Annotated in this window: 14 protein-coding genes; 11 read left to right on the top strand and 3 right to left on the bottom strand. The window is 57.0% G+C overall.

Annotated features, from left to right (window positions below):
- Nucleotides 1–78: 78 nt before the first annotated feature.
- From hflK to DU506_RS08920, 4 genes are all read left to right on the top strand, one after another.
- Nucleotides 79–1,323 (top strand): FtsH protease activity modulator HflK, encoded by a 1,245-nt coding sequence (hflK, locus tag DU506_RS08935; protein ID WP_114486588.1) that lies wholly within the window; start codon nt 79–81, stop codon nt 1,321–1,323.
- A complete protein-coding gene (hflC, locus tag DU506_RS08930) occupies nt 1,324–2,220 on the top strand; it encodes a protease modulator HflC (protein WP_114486587.1) in 897 nt (298 codons plus the stop codon).
- Between the two features lie 138 nt (nt 2,221–2,358).
- Nucleotides 2,359–3,552, top strand: a complete 1,194-nt coding sequence (locus DU506_RS08925) for an ATP phosphoribosyltransferase regulatory subunit (protein WP_114486586.1) — start codon at nt 2,359–2,361, stop codon at nt 3,550–3,552.
- Nucleotides 3,552–4,847, top strand: coding sequence for an adenylosuccinate synthase (locus DU506_RS08920; RefSeq protein ID WP_114486585.1), 1,296 nt, complete (start codon nt 3,552–3,554; stop codon nt 4,845–4,847). Before DU506_RS08925 ends, DU506_RS08920 begins: the two co-directional genes overlap by 1 nt.
- A 77-nt stretch (nt 4,848–4,924) precedes the next feature.
- Here the strand turns inward: DU506_RS08920 and cobO are convergent, their stop codons facing one another.
- The gene (cobO, locus tag DU506_RS08915; RefSeq protein WP_114486584.1) at nt 4,925–5,524 is read right to left on the bottom strand and encodes a cob(I)yrinic acid a,c-diamide adenosyltransferase; all 600 of its coding nucleotides are present in this window, start codon (nt 5,522–5,524) and stop codon (nt 4,925–4,927) included.
- A 229-nt stretch (nt 5,525–5,753) separates the two neighbouring features.
- On the opposite strand from cobO, the gene DU506_RS08910 reads away from it, so the two are divergent.
- The 4 genes from DU506_RS08910 (at nt 5,754) to DU506_RS08895 (ending at nt 10,697) form a co-directional block, all read left to right on the top strand.
- Entirely contained in the window at nt 5,754–6,239 is a 486-nt protein-coding gene (locus tag DU506_RS08910; RefSeq protein WP_114486583.1) for a YajQ family cyclic di-GMP-binding protein, read from the top strand.
- Between the two features lie 69 nt (nt 6,240–6,308).
- Nucleotides 6,309–8,942 (top strand): aminopeptidase N, encoded by a 2,634-nt coding sequence (gene pepN, locus DU506_RS08905; protein ID WP_114486582.1) that lies wholly within the window; start codon nt 6,309–6,311, stop codon nt 8,940–8,942.
- A 19-nt stretch (nt 8,943–8,961) separates the two neighbouring features.
- Nucleotides 8,962–9,918, top strand: a complete 957-nt coding sequence (yegS, locus tag DU506_RS08900; protein ID WP_114486581.1) for a lipid kinase YegS — start codon at nt 8,962–8,964, stop codon at nt 9,916–9,918.
- 71 nt (nt 9,919–9,989) lie between these two features.
- Nucleotides 9,990–10,697, top strand: a complete 708-nt coding sequence (locus DU506_RS08895; RefSeq protein WP_181870723.1) for a prolipoprotein diacylglyceryl transferase — start codon at nt 9,990–9,992, stop codon at nt 10,695–10,697.
- Between the two features lie 92 nt (nt 10,698–10,789).
- Here the strand turns inward: DU506_RS08895 and DU506_RS08890 are convergent, their stop codons facing one another.
- The gene (locus tag DU506_RS08890) at nt 10,790–10,993 is read right to left on the bottom strand and encodes a cold-shock protein (protein ID WP_114486580.1); all 204 of its coding nucleotides are present in this window, start codon (nt 10,991–10,993) and stop codon (nt 10,790–10,792) included.
- A gap of 149 nt (nt 10,994–11,142) precedes the next feature.
- Here DU506_RS08890 and DU506_RS08885 point away from each other — a divergent pair, with 149 nt between their 5' ends.
- Nucleotides 11,143–11,799 (top strand): LysE family translocator, encoded by a 657-nt coding sequence (locus tag DU506_RS08885; RefSeq protein WP_114486579.1) that lies wholly within the window; start codon nt 11,143–11,145, stop codon nt 11,797–11,799.
- Nucleotides 11,800–11,856: 57 nt separating this feature from the next.
- Here DU506_RS08885 and DU506_RS08880 read toward each other — a convergent pair whose 3' ends face one another.
- Nucleotides 11,857–13,806, bottom strand: coding sequence for a transglycosylase SLT domain-containing protein (locus tag DU506_RS08880; protein WP_114486578.1), 1,950 nt, complete (start codon nt 13,804–13,806; stop codon nt 11,857–11,859).
- Nucleotides 13,807–13,904: 98 nt separating this feature from the next.
- Between DU506_RS08880 and DU506_RS08875 the strand changes: the two genes are divergently transcribed.
- Nucleotides 13,905–14,243, top strand: coding sequence for a YkvA family protein (locus tag DU506_RS08875; protein WP_114486577.1), 339 nt, complete (start codon nt 13,905–13,907; stop codon nt 14,241–14,243).
- 151 nt (nt 14,244–14,394) lie between these two features.
- Nucleotides 14,395–16,299 carry a molecular chaperone HtpG gene (htpG, locus tag DU506_RS08870; RefSeq protein ID WP_114486576.1) on the top strand — a complete coding sequence of 635 codons (1,905 nt, stop codon included), beginning with the start codon at nt 14,395–14,397 and terminating at the stop codon, nt 16,297–16,299.
- Nucleotides 16,300–16,357 lie beyond the last annotated feature (58 nt).

Genomic DNA, 16,357 nt, shown 5'->3' with positions numbered 1-16,357 from the left:
GCGATAACGCTTGAACCGATCCCGACAGGCGTGATCTGCCGGCAAAGGTAGCAGCGAAAATTTTAGTGGAGACGACGTATGGCCTGGAACGAGCCTGGTGGTGGCAACCAGCACGACCCTTGGAGTGGTGGTGGCCGACGCGGTAGCGGTGGCAATAACAATGGCGGTGGCGGAAACGACGGCAACCGTGGTGGGGGCAACAATCAGGGTCCCCCGGATCTGGATGAAGCACTGAAAAAGTTCCAGAACAAGCTCAATAGCATGCTGGGTGGCAGTGGCAAGAAAGGTGGTGGCGGCAAGAAAGATAGCGGTGGTAATAAGCCGCGCAACATCTTTGCCTTGCCCGGCCTGCTGCTGATCATTGCATTGGCAATCTGGGCCGCCATGGGGTTTTACCTGGTGGATCAGTCCGAGCGCGGTGTCGTGCTGCGTTTCGGCGAGTTCCAGGAAGTGGTTACGCCGGGTCTGCAGTGGAATCCGCCGTTGATCGATGATGTGCGTATGGTCAATGTGACGCGGGTACGTTCCTTGACTCAGACTCAATCGATGCTGACCCAGGACGAAAATATCGTCTCCGTCGAGATTTCGGCACAGTATCAGGTGGCCGACCCGCGTGACTTCGTGCTCAATGTGCGTAATCCGCAGCTTTCCATCGAGAACGCTCTGGATTCGGCCTTGCGTCATGTGGTCGGGGGTACCGACATGATCGAGATCCTGACCTCCGGGCGTGAAATCCTGGGTAGTTCAGTGCGCAGCCGTTTACAGTCTTACCTGGACAGTTATGGGACGGGCATGTTGCTGCAAACGATCAACGTGGAATCGACCTCGCCTCCCACTGCGGTCCAGGATGCTTTCGATGACGTCATCCGCGCCCGTGAAGATCGTCAGCGTACCATCAACGAAGCCATGGCGTATGCCAATGCGGTGATTCCGGCCGCCCAAGGTCAAGCCCAGCGTCTGATCGAGCAGGGCCAAGGTTATCGTGAATCAGTAGTGGCTGAAGCTCAGGGTCAGTCGAATCGCTTCAATGCGCTCTTGACCCAGTATCAGGATTCGCCGGATATCATGCGCGAACGTCTCTATCTCGAGACCATGTCCACCATTTATGGCGACACGCCGAAAGTGTTGCTGGATGTGAGCGAAAATGCGCCATTGATGTATCTTCCGTTGGATCAGATGCGGGGTGCCGGCGCCGGTGTCACTCGTAGCAGCAATTCTGCAAGCGAGAATGAAGAGATTGACCCACGCGTGCTAGAGCGCATGCGCAGTGGTCAATCCTCTACTAACTCCAATAATAGCAGCACCCGCAGGGAGGGCCGGTAAATGATCAATAATCGTTCCCTGCTCGTCGTAGGCGGCTTGGCCGCCGTTGCCTGGATTGCCAGCAACACCTTGTATGTGGTCGATGAAACCGAACGTGCCGTCAAGCTGCGTTTCGGTGAGATCATCGAAGAAAATATTCAGCCGGGCTTGCACGCCAAGGTTCCGATCACCCAGACGATTCGCAAGTTCGATACGAGGGTGTTAACCCTGGATACCGATCCGAGCCGCTATCTGACGCTTGAACAGAAAGCCGTGATCGTGGATTCCTACGTGCAGTGGCAGGTGGTTGATCCCACCCGCTACTATGAGGCAACCGCAGGCGACGAGATGATGGCCATTCGCCTGATTCAGCCGCGGGTCGATGAAAGTCTGCGTAACGAGTTCGGTCGTTTGAATCTGCAGCAGATCATCTCAGAAAAGCGTGATGACCTGATGCGTGGCCCAACGCAAGAACTCGACCGCCTGCTGCGCGATGAGCTGGGTGTGACGGTAGTGGATATTCGCGTCAAACGTATCGACTTGCCCGAGGATGTATCTTCGGCGGTGTATTCACGCATGCGTTCAGAGCGTGAGCGTCAGGCGCGCGAATGGCGTGCTCAGGGCCAAGAAGAGTCCGAGCGTATCCGCGCCAATGCCGACCGCCGTCGCCAGGTATTGCTGGCCCAGGCGCAGGCACGTTCCGAAACACTGCGTGGTGAAGGTGATGCCGAGGCAGCGGGTATCTTCTCTGAGGCCTATGGCCAGGATCAGGAGTTCTTCAGCTTCTGGCGCAGCCTCGACGCCTATCGTCAGAGCTTCGAGGGTGAGGGCAACATGCTGGTGGTGGACCCCTCCAGTGCCTTCTTCCAGTATTTCAGAGGCCCGGTCGCTTCCGCAGCGGATGACGCTGAGGAGTGAGTCCAAGGCGGGCGTTATCGCCCGCCAGCCGGGGTTCATCCTCAGCATAAACATGGTAGACTTTACTGACCGGGCGTTGCCCGGTTTTTTTGTGGCCTTTTTTCTTGGCCTTTATCGTCGTCTTGCAGGATTGTTCACATGACCATCGCTGACCGCTGGCTGTTGCCCGACGGCATGGATGAGGTGCTGCCGCCTCAGGCAAGCCGCATGGAAGAGCTGCGCAGAGCGCTTCTCGACCTTTACCACTGCTGGGGTTATGACCACGTCATGCCACCCCCGGTGGAGTTTCTCGACTCCCTGCTCACTGGCACGGGCACTGACCTTGATCTGCAAACCTTCAAGCTGACCGATCAATTGACCGGGCGGATGATGGGGGCGAGCGCCGACGTGACCCCGCAGGTGGCGCGCATGGATGCGCATTCGCTAAAACGCCAAGGCCCGGTGCGTCTGTGTTATTGCACCACGGTGCTGCGTGCCAAGGCCGACCAGCATCAGGGTGGGCGTAGCCCGATGCAGGTAGGTGTGGAACTGTTCGGCCATGCCGGCCTGGAAGCAGACCTGGAAATCGTCTATCTGGCCCTGGCTAGCCTGGAGGCGGCCGGTGCCGGCGAAATACATCTGGCACTCGGCCATATCGGCATCTACCGCAGTCTGGTCGAGGCGGCGGCACTCAATGTCGAACAGGAAGCCGCACTGTTTGCCGCTCTTGCACTCAAATCTCCCGCCGAGCTGGCCGCCCAGGTGGCTGCCAGTGTTGCCGATCCGGCCTTGGCGGAGATGTTTCTTGCCTTGGGTGGCTTGCATGGCGGAGCGGAGGTGTTGAGCCGGGCGCGCGATGTATTTGCCGGGGCTCCGGCGTCGGTGCAGGCCGCATTGGATCAGCTCGATGCCTTGCGTCAGGCAGTACTGGCACGTTTCGATGTGGCGCTGTATTTTGACCTTGCAGAGCTGCGAGGTTATCAGTATCACACAGGGATGATGTTTGCCGCTTATGTGCCGGGGTACGGTCAGGCACTGGCCAAAGGGGGACGTTATGACGATACCGGGCGTGCCTTCGGACGTGCCCGACCGGCGACCGGTTTTTCCATGGACCTCAAGCTACTGGCAACCTTGGCGCCGGGTACGCCCGAAACAGGCGCTATCTGGGCGCCTGCCGAGAGTGACGAAGCCCTCAGGGCAATGATTGTCGCCTTGCGTGAGCAAGGAGAAAGGGTCATCCAAGCGCTGCCTGGGCAGCGTACCGGGCCGGCGGAGCATCACTGCAACCGCCGTCTTGAGTTTATCGACGGTCGTTGGCAGACAGCGACCCTGACACAAGAGACGAGAGCATAATGGGTAAGAACGTAGTGGTACTAGGTACCCAGTGGGGCGATGAAGGCAAGGGTAAGATCGTCGATCTGCTGACTGAATCTGCCTCCGCCGTCGTGCGCTTTCAAGGTGGACACAATGCCGGACACACCCTGGTTATCGACGGTGAAAAAACCGTCTTGCACCTGATTCCTTCCGGTATTCTGCGCCCCGACAAGACCTGCGTTATCGGCAACGGTGTCGTGCTGTCGCCGGAGGCGTTGATCAAGGAAATTCGTGAGCTGGAAGCCAAAGGCGTGCCGGTACGTAAACGCCTGCGCCTGTCGCCGGCCTGCCCGCTGATTCTGCCGTATCATGTGCGCCTGGATCAGGCGCGTGAAAAAGCCCGTGGTGTGGCCAAGATCGGCACCACCGGTCGCGGTATCGGCCCGGCTTATGAAGACAAGGTGGCGCGTCGCGGCCTGCGCTTGGGTGACATGCTGCACCGTGAGCGCTTCGCCTCCAAGCTTGGTGAAGTGCTCGACTACCATAACTTCGTCTTGACTCAGTACCATGGCGAACCGGCAGTGGACTTTCAGGAAGTGCTGGACACCGCCATGCAGATGGCGGAAGAGCTGCTGCCCATGGTGTGCGATACCGTCGGCCTAGTACACGGCCTGCGCAGAAATGGCGAAAACATTCTGTTTGAAGGCGCTCAAGGGTCGTTGCTGGATATCGACCACGGTACCTATCCGTTCGTTACCAGCTCCAATACCACGGCCGGGGGCACGGCGACTGGCTCCGGTGTGGGTCCGTTGTACCTGGATTATGTCTTGGGTATCACCAAGGCCTACACCACGCGAGTAGGTTCCGGACCCTTCCCCACCGAGCTGTTCGACGCCCATGGGCGGCATCTGGCCGAGAGGGGCCACGAGTTCGGCGCCACTACCGGGCGTCCGCGTCGCTGTGGCTGGTTCGATGCCGTGGCACTGCGCCATGCGGTGCAGATCAACTCGGTATCGGGTATTTGCCTGACCAAGCTGGATGTACTCGATGGTCTGGAAAATATTCGAGTGTGCGTCGGCTACCGCAGCAAGGATGGCGCAGTACTCGATACCCCGGTGGATTCCGAAGGCTACGAAGCCCTCGAGCCGTTGTATCAGGACTTGCCGGGTTGGGATGAATCGACGCTGGGTATCAAGAAAGTCGAGGACTTGCCCGCCAATGCGCGTGCCTATATCAGCTTCCTGGAGGAGAAGGTCGGTACTTCCATCGATATCATTTCCACCGGGCCGGACCGCAACGAAACCATCGTGCTGCGCAATCCTTTCGATAGTTGATGCGATAGCTGATAAGTCTGTCAGTTAAGCAGTAAAAGGCGCCCTCGGGCGCCTTTTTGCTGCTCGGGGCCCAGACGTCAGAAATCGATGCCGCGGCGTGCCTGAAGGCCGTCGTTGAAGGCATGACGCACCTCCTGCATTTCGGTGACTGTGTCGGCCAAGGCGACGATATCGCGGTGAGCATTACGCCCGGTGATGATCACTGTCTGTTCCGTCGGGCGGTTTTTCAGAGCCCGGAGAACCGTTTCGATATCCAGATAACCGAACTTGAGCATGTAGGTTATTTCATCGAGCACCACGAGGTAGGTATTGGGGTCGGCCAGCATGCGCTCGGCATCGTGCCAGACTGCATGGCAGGCGTGAGTGTCGGCCTCTCGGTTCTGGGTATCCCAGGTAAAACCGGTGGCCATGATCGACACTTCCAGATTGGTGTCCGCCTGCAGGCGCTCACGTTCACCGCACTCCCAAAGCCCCTTGATGAATTGCACCACGCCCACCTGATAACCATAACCCAGCGCTCGGGTTACCGTGCCCCAGGCGGCTGTCGTCTTGCCTTTGCCATTACCGGTATAGACCAGGAGGAGGCCGCGTTGCTCGGTGGCGCTGGCGACTTTTTCGTCCACATGGGCTTTGAGTTTTTGCATGGAAGCTTTGTGGCGTGTTTCTCGGTCAGTCATGGATTTTCCTCGGGTGTTGGCGGTGCCAATAGGATGTAGGCGGCGATCAGAAGCCTAGGGTAATCGATGCGCAAGGTAATAGGAAAGGGCGTGGTGTATAAGATGTGTATAGAAAGCTTGGATTTTATAGGCGCCGATGGCTCATAAAAGAAGGGAAACACGACAGAATTGGCCGGTAGGGGTGCGGCTGCTCTAGAATGGTGAGTCATGTTTTGCCAGGAAAGCCAAAATGCCCTCATTTGATATTGTATCCGAGTTCGATAGTCATGAAGCGGCAAACGCCGTGGACCAAGCCAACCGCGAAGTGCAGACGCGCTTTGACTTCAAGGGAGTGGATGCCAGCTTCAGCCTTGAAGGCGAGAAGGTAGCCCTTGAAGCCGAGGTCGATTTTCAGCTCAAGCAAATGCTGGATGTGTTGCGCAATCGATTGATTGCTCGGGGTATCGATGCGCGTTGCATGGATGTTCAGGACCCTGTGCTTTCCGGTGTGAAAGCTCGCCAGGAAGTCATTCTCAAGCAAGGGCTGGATCAGGCGGAAGCCAAGGATGTCGTCAAGCGAATCAAGGCCTCCAAACTCAAGGTTCAGGCTCAGATTCAAGGAGAAAAAGTGCGCGTGACAGGCAAGAAACGCGATGATCTGCAAAGTGTGATGACCCTTCTACGCAGCGAGGAAGGGCCGGAGTTACCGCTTCAATTCGATAATTTCCGCGACTAACCGGTAATCGTTGCCAGTTTTGCTTTAAGGTCCTTGTTTATTTTGCCGCTTTCAACAGGAGTCGACTTCATGTCCGAGCCGCAGCCGGTCTATCTGAGTGATTACCAACCCCCCGCCTACCGGGTGACCCATACCCAGCTGACTTTCGAGCTTGACCCCGCAGCCACCCGGGTCAAGGCGCGACTGCTTCTGGAGCGTCATCCTGAGCGCGAAACCGGCCTGCCGCTCGAACTCGACGGGGAACATCTGAGCCTCAAATCGATTGCCCTGGATGGAAGGCCGCTTGAAGCAGCCGACTATGAACTCACCGAGCAGGGATTGCGCATTCCCCAGGTGCCAGAACGTTTCGTGCTCGATACCGAAGTGGAAATTTCACCGCGAGACAATACCGCTCTGCAGGGTCTCTATCAGTCGAGCGGTATCTACTGCACCCAATGCGAGGCCGAAGGCTTCCGTCGAATCACCTTTTATCCCGACCGGCCGGATGTGATGGCCACCTTTTCCACCACGTTAATCGGTGATGCGACAGCTGAACCGGTATTACTTTCCAATGGTAATCCGGTCGAAAAGGGTACCTTGGACGATGGGCGTCATTTCGTGACCTGGGAGGATCCTCACCCCAAGCCCAGCTACCTGTTTGCGCTGGTGGCGGGAGACTTGAAGAAAGTGGCGGACCGCTTCACCACCATGCACGGTCGCGAGGTGAGCCTGGAAATCTGGGTGGAAGAGGAGAATCTCGACAAGACCGACCATGCCATGGCCTCGCTCAAACGTGCCATGAAGTGGGATGAGGAAACCTATGGCCGAGAGTATGATCTTGATCTATTCATGATCGTGGCGGTGAACGACTTCAACATGGGCGCGATGGAAAACAAAGGGTTGAATATCTTCAACTCCGCTGCCGTCTTGACCCACCCCAAGACCGCCACCGACGTCGCTTATCAAAGAGTCGAGGGTATCGTCGCGCATGAATATTTTCACAACTGGTCGGGTAATCGCGTCACTTGTCGCGACTGGTTCCAGTTATCCTTGAAGGAAGGGTTCACTGTCTTCCGCGATCAATGCTATTCGGCGGATACCAACTCGGCACCGGTCAAGCGTATTCAAGACGTGTCATTCTTCCGCACCGCTCAATTCGCCGAAGATGCCGGGCCTACGGCTCACCCCATCCGCCCGGACCATTATATCGAAATCACCAACTTCTATACCTTGACCATCTATGAGAAGGGCTCGGAAGTGGTGCGGATGTTGCGCAACCTGTTGGGCTGGGAAGCCTTCCGTCGCGGAAGCGATCTGTACTTTGACCGTTTCGATGGTCAGGCCGTGACGATCGAAGACTTCGTCGACTGCATGGCCGAAGCTTCCGGCGAAGATCTCACCCGGTTCATGCGGTGGTATTCCCAGGCAGGCACGCCGGAAATCGATGCTCATGGCGAATACGATTACGTCACCAGTGAGTACCGCCTGACCCTGCGTCAGCGCACACCTGCCACCCCCGGCCAGCAGGATAAGCAACCGCTGCATATCCCTGTGCGCCTGGGGCTTGTGGGTACCAAATCCGGCCGGGATCTCAACATGACCTTGGGCGGCGAAACCCTGGGCCGGGACGCGGTGATTCATCTGCGCGAGGATGAGCAGGAATTCCTGTTCACGGATGTTGCCGAATCGCCGATTCCCTCCTTGCTGCGCCATTTCTCGGCACCGGTCAAGCTGCACTTCCCCTATTCGCGTGAAGACCTGGCGTTCCTGTTGCAGCATGATTCCGACGGTTTCAATCGCTGGGATGCCGGTCAGCGTCTGGCGCTGCTGGCACTGGATGACCTTATCGCCGCCCATCGCAACGGGGTGGAAAAGGTCATGGACAGCCGAGTGACCGATGCCTTCCGGACCCTCTTGACCAGTCGGATCGATGACAAGGCGGTACTCGCGGAAATGCTGACGCTGCCTTCGGAAGCCTATATTGCCGAACAGCAACCGTTGGTGGATGTGGATGCGATCCATGCCGCGCGTGAATTCGTCCGTCAATCGCTGGCCCTGGCCTTGCGTGATGAGTTCCTGGCCGTCTTTGAGGCCAATCAATCAGATGCTCCCTATGCTCCCGAGCCTGAGCAGATTGCCCAGCGCAGCCTGAAAAATGTGGCGTTGTCCTACTTGATGGCGATCGAAGATGAACAGGGCCTGGCGTTTGCCCAAGCCCAGTTCGATGCCGACCACAATATGACGGACGTGCGTCATGCGTTGACTCTCCTGGTGCATAGCTCCCGTGATGATCTGGCCTCTCCGGCGCTTAAGGCCTTCGGTGAAACCTGGGCGCATGATCCTTTGGTCATGGACCAATGGTTCAGCCTCCAAGTGACCCGGCCCCAGGAAGATGCCGTGGAACGTGTCAAATTTCTGATGCAGCATCCCGCTTTCTCGCTCAAGAACCCCAACAAGGTGCGGGCGTTGATCGGTGCCTTCGCTAGCCAGAACCGTGTCAACTTCCACCGTCTGGACGGTGAAGGCTACAAGTTGTTAGCGGATGTGGTGATCGAGCTCAATCGCCTCAATCCGGAAATCGCCGCCCGCCTTATTACCCCCTTGACGCGGTGGCAGCGGTTCGATGAACAGCGCCAGGCATTGATGAAAGCCGAGCTTGAGCGGATCAAGGCTGAGCCTCTCTCGCCCAATGTGTATGAAGTGGTGGCCAAGGCATTGGCTTGAATAACGCAAGGAGCGCCAGGTGAACGCATCGCAGACACGTTACTTGCTGGTTGCCAATGGCAAGGCTGCCGGTAATCCTGAATTGCGTGAGGGAGTGAATGCCGCCAGGCAAGGCGGGATGTCGATCGATGTGCAAGTGACTTGGGAAGCCAGGGATGCGGTGCGCTTTGCCCGAGACGCTCAGGGCTTCACTCATGTGATAGCCGCAGGAGGAGATGGCACGGTCAATGAAGTAGTCAATGGGTTGATGCTGCTGCCCAAGGCTAAGCGCCCGATATTGGGTATCGTGCCTTTGGGCAGTGCCAATGATTTTGCCAACTCGATTGGGTTGCCTTTAGCGCCTGATGAAGCACTGCGTGCCGTTGCCTCTCTTTCCGTGCAATGGGTGGATGTGGTGCAGGTCAGTTTTGACCCCGCTACCGATAGTGCCAAAAGCTATTATCTTAATATGGCCACCGGTGGATTCGGTGCGGAAATTTCCTCGAGCACCCCGAAAGCGCTCAAACGTGTGCTGAGGGGGCATGCCTATTCGGTTATGGGGGCGCTCAAGGCATGGCGGCATTACCGGTATCGTGCCAACCTGCGCTGGGAAGGTGTACAACAACAGCACAGCTCCCTGCTGATGTTGGCATTGGGCAATGCCCGCCAGGCGGGTGGTGGTCAGGTGCTGGCTCCTCAGGCCAAGCTCGACGACGGCTTGCTGGATGTCTTGCTGGTGAAAGAGTTTCCTTCGGTTAAAGAACTGCCTCAGCTTGTCAGGGAGTTACGCAGCTTCCCGGCCGAGGGTCAGTTGGTCAACTATTTCACTACTCCCTGGTTTGAATTGAGTACCTATGGCGATGAGCCACCTTGGCCGTTGGCTCTGGATGGTGAGACACATGAAGCGTTTTATTTTCGTGTGGAAGTCGTGCCAAGAGCGATCCAGGTGGCCATGCCCTCAACATGTCCCATGCTGTCCTCTTTCAAGCCTGCCTAGGTTTCCTGGAGCGAGGAAATGACATGATTTTTTATTGATACAATCGATTCAAGCAAATCAGGAGACGTTGGATGGCGATGCGTATTTGGATACCCACGGTAGCGGCATTGGCACTGTTGTTGAGTGCATGTGGGGATAATGAAACAACCGAGCCGGCTCAGGAGCAAGACTCGGCCCCTTCGGCGGTGGAGCAAGCACCGGATAGCGAAGAAGCCCCAGCGGAACCTGAACCGAGCACCATGGATGAGCAGGCGGGCGCTGTGCAGCCCGATGAGAGCGCACCAGAGCAAGCATCGCCTGCTACCGCGGAGGACATCGATGCCGGCGATGAAACCTTGGAAGCGGACGCCGCGCCCGATGTATTGGGTGAAGAGAATGCGCTGCCCGGAGAAGCCACCCGTTCGGACGTGGATGATATGATCGCCGAAACCGAACGTCGCTTCGAAGAAGCCCAGCGGCAACTCGAGGAACAGTTCGAACAAGCCGAAAGCGAAGAACCCGTACTCGAGTCGATGGAATCTTCCGGTGACTTGACTCAGGAGTGGGAGACGGAGAGCCAGCTACCCGAAGATATCGGTATCACACAGGAGCCGGGCACTACGCAAGAACTGGAAAGTTTCGATGTCGATGAGATGATCGAAGATACCGAGCGTCGCTTTGAGGAAGCCCAGCGGCAACTCGAAGAGCAGTACGAGGAAATCGAACAAGGGCGCGAAATGGAGTCGCTCGAACCCATGGAACCCATGCAACAGGACGATACTGGCGAAACAGCCCAGTAGAATGCCCGGCATGGTGCCTGAGTAGAAAAAAAGGCCCGCACTGGCGGGCCTTTTATCATCTCATCACGCCTTTTTAGGCGCGTCGGATGGTATCAAGCAGGTTTGATATTGGAAGCCTGAAGGCCTTTCTTGCCTTGCGTGACGTCAAAACTGACTTTCTGACCATCTTGCAAGGTCTTGAAGCCTTCCGCTTGAATTTCGGAGAAGTGGGCGAACAGATCGTCACCGCCGTCATCAGGAGAGATGAAGCCGAAACCTTTAGTATCGTTGAACCACTTGACAGTACCAGTTGCCATTGTCGATTTCCTTAACGTGCTTAATGATTACGTGGGTGGCAATAGCGCCTGCCCACAATCTCACTGTAGATGGAAAACGTCAGGGCGTCCAGAGACACCACGGCAAGTTTGCATTAGTCCTCCTCTGCCACGTGAACGAGAAGTGAAAAATGACACAGCTGAGTTTGTTCGATGCGCAGTTTATTCCGTTCGTGATAGCGATCACGCTGCTGACACTGAGCCCGGGGGTCGATACCCTGCTGGTGATCAGAAACACCGCCCGGGGCGGGATTCGCGACGGCATTTTGACCAGCGTGGCCATTTGCTGTGGTTTGTTCGTGCATGCGGCGATCTCGGCCCTGGGAATCTCCTTGATTCTGCTGCAGTCGGCCTGGGCGTTCAGTTTACTCAAACTTCTCGGTGCCATTTACTTGATTTGGCTGGGCGTGGTCAGTCTTTTGGCGGCGCGCAGAGGGCAACCCCTGCCGGTAGCCGGCGTGATGCAAGACGCTGCTCCGGTCTCATTGTGGCGCCCGCTTAGGGAAGGGTTCGTCTCCAATGTGCTTAATCCCAAGACCGTGGTGTTCTACATGGCATTTCTTCCTCAGTTCATAGCGCCGAGCGATCCAGCACTGCTCAAGTCGTTGTGGCTGGCAGGGGTGCATTTCATCATCGCCAATATCTGGCAAATCAGTGTGGTGGTCATGGTGGGAAGCGCCGGGCGGTGGCTGGGAAGCGCTCGCTTTGCCCAAACACTCAATACAGTCACTGGCGGTGTGTTGATAGCACTGGGGATGCGCTTAGCATTCGAGCAGCGCCCGGTGTGAAACGGGCGCTGTGTATCGGTGCAGAAATGGCTAAAGAGTGAGAGGGGAGCGTAAGGGTTAGCGTTGCACCAGCAGTGAGCGGTCGTATCGCCCTTGCTGTTCGGCGGCGCTGAGCAATGACACACCCTGAGTATCACCTGCATTGGCCAGGCTCTCGAAGATGACGCGATAGCTCAGGATAGCCTGGACGTAGTCGCGTGTTTCCCGAAACGGAATACTTTCCACAAAAAGATCGAAGGCTTGTGGGCCATCGGTTAACCAGCGATCGACCCGGCTGGGTCCGGCATTGTAAGCGGCGGCGGCCGCCAGACGGTTGTTCTGGTAGCGTGCGAGCTTATCGCGCAGATAAGTGCTGCCCAGACGTATATTGATCTCCGGGTCGAGGATTCCGTATGGTCCCGGGTCGGATATTCCCACCTCGCGGCTCACCTGGCTTGCGGTGCCCGGCATCAGTTGCATCAACCCGCGAGCCCCGGCGGGAGAAAGCGCATCGGGATTGTAGGCGCTTTCGCGGCGGGTAATCGCCATCAACAGATAAGGGTCGACCCCGGTGGCATTACCCCAATGCAGAAACTTATTGCGATAAGCTTCGGGAAAGCGCCAGTCCAGCGCGTCCCATAAACCGGCAGCGATGGTGGTCTGTACCAGACGCGCATGCCAGCCCCGTTGAGCGGCATAGTCGGCGAGGGCGCGGGCCTGTTCAGGTGACGCATTGCGTACCGTGTATAACCATTCGCTGTTGGCTAGCCCCGGCTCATTGATGCGCAACAATGCTTCGGTACGCTTGATAGCAGGCAGCTTGGCAATCGCCTGTCGAGCGGACTCATCAACGTGGTTACGTTCCAGGTTGAGCTGAGGGGGCTGGCCGAGCCGCTCGGACGCGGCAAACCCGTAAAAGTTTCGCTCTCTCGCCGCCTGCTGATAGCGTGTCTGGGCTGCCTCGGGGTTGCCTAGCTGCTCATGGGCACGCGCCAGCCAATACTGCCAACGGCTATCTTGCTGTTCGTCTGGCACCATGACGGCAACCCAGCGTATTACTGCGGGCCAATCCTGGTCGGCCAATGCACGACGCACACGCAATTCCAGTACACGCTGGCTATCAAGGGTAGGCAAGACGTTATCGACCCAGGACTGCGCCAGGGGCACCTCACGAACCAGGGCGTAAAAGGCCAGTTCCTCTTCGATATTGCGCTGGACGCTAGCGCTTAGGGTCAAGTGTGGCGCAATGCGCTGCCAGGTGGATAAGGCGGCGGTGGTGTCGGCGCGAGTGAAGCCCTGCATGGCTGTCTGGTAAAACATCGCGGTGCCTGAGCATTGGGGACCGATACAACGTGGTGTCCGATCCAGTGCCGTGTAATCCTTCTTGACCGTCTCGACGCTTTCCAGGGCGGTCTGCCACTGGCTATCGAGCAAGCGCCCGAGGTAGGTCATCAAACCGGTTTCTCCCGTCTGCCAGGCGAGCATCTTACGTTCCCAGATATCGGGAGCGGCAATGTCACCGCTGGCTCTCAATCGATCAAAGAGCGCATTACAGGCATCCGGCTGGGATTTGCCGACGCGCCATAGCTTGCGCCCTCCTTCAATCGCTTGCTGAGGCTGTGTGCCGACCAGGGCCGTGTAGTAATGGCATTGGCGTGCGGCACCGGACGGAGGGCCATCCGCTATCGCCAGCAGGCTGCCGAAGCGTCCGGCATCCCCATACTGGCTGATGGCCTGGCCGCGCATCCATTCGCTCAGGGGGGAGTCCTGGTGACGCTGGATGAAATCCAGGATCTGGCCGGGTTCCGCTTGGGGTAACCGGCCGCGAAGGCGATGATATTCGACATAGCCGCTCAGCTCATGGTCGGCCAGGGCGGCGCTATTCACGTCTTGCCATTGCTGATTGCGTGCAGCTTCCAGAGCGTCGCGCATGGTTGAATCAGAGGCTGCCTGTGTGGTTGTCGAAGCGCCTAGCAGCAAGCCGGCGCAGAGCGCCCAGGCAATTTTTTTCAACGGTAGGACGGGCATGAGCGGTTCCTCTGGAGCGGAAAGACAACACCCCTCCACTGAACTTCGGAGGGCGAAAAAGTTCTGATATTCACACCTGACACGGAGAATTCAATACGATGACCCCATTATCCACGTGGTGGCTCTGGCGTCGCCTTAAATCCCGCAGTTGGGCACTTAAGCGCATTGCACGCGCCCTCAAGTTGTTTTTCCCCATGACTCGCGACGTGGTTCGCGGTGATTTCAGGCCGGTACCCTGGAAGGCTTTCGGCTACATGGCGGCCGGTTTAGCTTACCTTGCGATGCCGTTCGACCTGATTCCTGATTTTCTAGTGCTGATAGGCCTGGTGGATGATGTGTTCATTGTTGGTTGGTTACTCAATCAGGTGGATAAACATTTGGAAGAGTATCGTGTCTGGAAAACTGCCTCGGAGACACTCGATTCGACAGAATCATAGTGACGCAAGTATTCCTGATGGCTTGAATCGTTGCTTGAAAAGTCGTCACCCACCCCCATATCACGCTCAGGTTTTTACGCCGCAACATCATGACGATTGTTATCCGGTCATGATGTGCCGCTCCTCCCCAATGATAGACGAGGACTGATGCATGACGACTGCAACACATGAAGAAACGCTGGGTTTCCAGACCGAAGTCAAACAGCTTCTAAATTTGATGATTCACTCCCTGTATTCAAATCGGGAGATTTTCCTGCGTGAGCTGATTTCCAACGGTGCCGATGCCTGCGATAAATTACGCTATGCCGCTCTCGACAATGATGCGCTGTATGAAAATGATAGCAAACTGCGCATCGAGATCGAACACGATCGTGACGCCAATACCGTGACCGTACGTGATAACGGCATCGGCATGAACCGTGATGACGTGATCAGCAACCTCGGCACCATCGCACGCAGCGGTACCGCTGAATTTCTTCAGCAGCTCTCCGGCGAACAGCAGAAAGATGCCAATCTGATCGGTCAGTTCGGGGTCGGCTTCTATTCTTCCTTCATCGTCGCTGATGAAGTCACCGTTCGCACCCGCAAAGCGGGCAGCGACCACGCTGAAGGCATCGAATGGCGCTCCAAGGGTGAAGGTGAATTCACCGTTGCGCAAATCGAGCGCGAGGCCCACGGTACGGAAATCATCTTGCACCTGAAAGAGGATGCCCGGGAATTTGCCGACGATTATCGGTTACAGGGTCTAGTGCGCAAATATTCCGACCATATCGAAGTGCCGGTGCGCATGCCCAAGCTCGAGACGGCAAAGGACGATGAAGGCAACCCCATCGAAGGCAGCGAAGTCGTCACCTGGGAAACCGTCAATGAAGCGACCGCCTTGTGGGTGCGCCCCAAAAGCGACATCAGCGACGATGAATACAAGGCCTTCTACAAGCACGTCGCCCATGACTTCACCGACCCGCTGACCTGGAGCCATAACAAGGTGGAAGGCAAGCTTGAGTACACAAGCTTGCTGTACGTTCCCAGCCGGGCACCGTTCGATCTGTACGAGCGTGACGGCGCGCGTGGCGTGAAGCTGTATGTGCAGCGCGTGTTCATCATGGACGACGCCGAACAGTTCCTGCCGCTGTATCTGCGCTTCATCAAGGGTGTGCTGGATACCCGCGATCTGTCGTTGAACGTATCTCGAGAATTGCTCCAGCAAGACCCCAAGGTCGACAAGATCAAGGGCGCCCTGACCAAGCGTGGGCTGGATATGCTCAAGAAGCTTGCCAAGGACAAGGAGCAGTATCAGACCTTCTGGAATACCTTCGGCAGCGTGCTCAAGGAAGGCCCGGGCGAAGATGCCGCCAACCGCGAAAAGATCGCCGAGCTGCTGCGCTTTGCCACGACGCATACCGACACCGCGATCCAGAATCAATCGCTTGCTGATTACGTCGAGCGGATGAAGGAAGGCCAGCAGAAGATCTATTACATCGTGGCGGATAGCTTCAATGCGGCCAAGAGCAGCCCGCACCTGGAGATTTTCCGCAAGAAGGGCATTGAAGTATTGTTGCTCTCGGATCGTGTCGATGAATGGCTGATGAACCATCTTACCGACTTTGACGGCAAATCCTTTGCCGACGTGGCCAAAGGTGAGCTGGACCTCGGCGATGTAGAAGATGAGGAAGAAAAGAAGGCTCAGGAGGAAACCGCCAAATCCAAGGAAGAGCTGGTCAAGCAGGTCAAGGAGGCCTTGGGTGCTAGCGTGCAAGAGGTCAAGGTGACGAATCGTCTGACCGATTCTCCCGCCTGTGTGGTGTTGCCCGAGCATGAAATGGGCTTTCAGATGCGGCGTATCATGGAAGCGGCCGGCCAGACCCTGCCTGAAGTCAAGCCGATTCTGGAACTCAATCCCTCGCATCCTCTGGTGGCACGTCTGGAAAGTACCGAAGGAGAGCGGTTCACCGAGCTTGCGCACATCCTGCTCGACCAGGCGATCATCGCCGAAGGTGGCCATCTCGATGACCCCGCAACCTATGTCAAGCGCTTGAATAGCTTACTGACTGCCTGATGTATCACTAGCGCCTATTACGGCCCGCTTGGATCACCAAGCGGGCCGTTTGTTTTGA

It is taken from the genome of Vreelandella rituensis (assembly GCF_003336665.1).
GTDB classification, from domain to species: domain Bacteria; phylum Pseudomonadota; class Gammaproteobacteria; order Pseudomonadales; family Halomonadaceae; genus Vreelandella; species Vreelandella rituensis.
The sequence above is the reverse complement of the archived record's forward strand: the minus strand, read 5'-3'. Positions and strand labels throughout refer to the sequence as shown.

What these genes read in the sequence shown, in the direction of transcription:
- DU506_RS08920 (WP_114486585.1), top strand. Translation starts at nt 3,552, where the DNA reads ATGGGTAAGAACGTAGTGGTACTAGGTACCCAGTGGGGCGATGAAGGC.
- DU506_RS08895 (WP_181870723.1), top strand. Translation starts at nt 9,990, where the DNA reads ATGGCGATGCGTATTTGGATACCCACGGTAGCGGCATTGGCACTGTTG.
- DU506_RS08910 (WP_114486583.1), top strand. Translation starts at nt 5,754, where the DNA reads ATGCCCTCATTTGATATTGTATCCGAGTTCGATAGTCATGAAGCGGCA.
- DU506_RS08885 (WP_114486579.1), top strand. Translation starts at nt 11,143, where the DNA reads ATGACACAGCTGAGTTTGTTCGATGCGCAGTTTATTCCGTTCGTGATA.
- DU506_RS08880 (WP_114486578.1), bottom strand. Translation starts at nt 13,806, where the DNA reads ATGCCCGTCCTACCGTTGAAAAAAATTGCCTGGGCGCTCTGCGCCGGC.
- htpG (WP_114486576.1), top strand. Translation starts at nt 14,395, where the DNA reads ATGACGACTGCAACACATGAAGAAACGCTGGGTTTCCAGACCGAAGTC.
- DU506_RS08925 (WP_114486586.1), top strand. Translation starts at nt 2,359, where the DNA reads ATGACCATCGCTGACCGCTGGCTGTTGCCCGACGGCATGGATGAGGTG.
- DU506_RS08875 (WP_114486577.1), top strand. Translation starts at nt 13,905, where the DNA reads ATGACCCCATTATCCACGTGGTGGCTCTGGCGTCGCCTTAAATCCCGC.
- hflK (WP_114486588.1), top strand. Translation starts at nt 79, where the DNA reads ATGGCCTGGAACGAGCCTGGTGGTGGCAACCAGCACGACCCTTGGAGT.
- cobO (WP_114486584.1), bottom strand. Translation starts at nt 5,524, where the DNA reads ATGACTGACCGAGAAACACGCCACAAAGCTTCCATGCAAAAACTCAAA.
- pepN (WP_114486582.1), top strand. Translation starts at nt 6,309, where the DNA reads ATGTCCGAGCCGCAGCCGGTCTATCTGAGTGATTACCAACCCCCCGCC.
- DU506_RS08890 (WP_114486580.1), bottom strand. Translation starts at nt 10,993, where the DNA reads ATGGCAACTGGTACTGTCAAGTGGTTCAACGATACTAAAGGTTTCGGC.
- hflC (WP_114486587.1), top strand. Translation starts at nt 1,324, where the DNA reads ATGATCAATAATCGTTCCCTGCTCGTCGTAGGCGGCTTGGCCGCCGTT.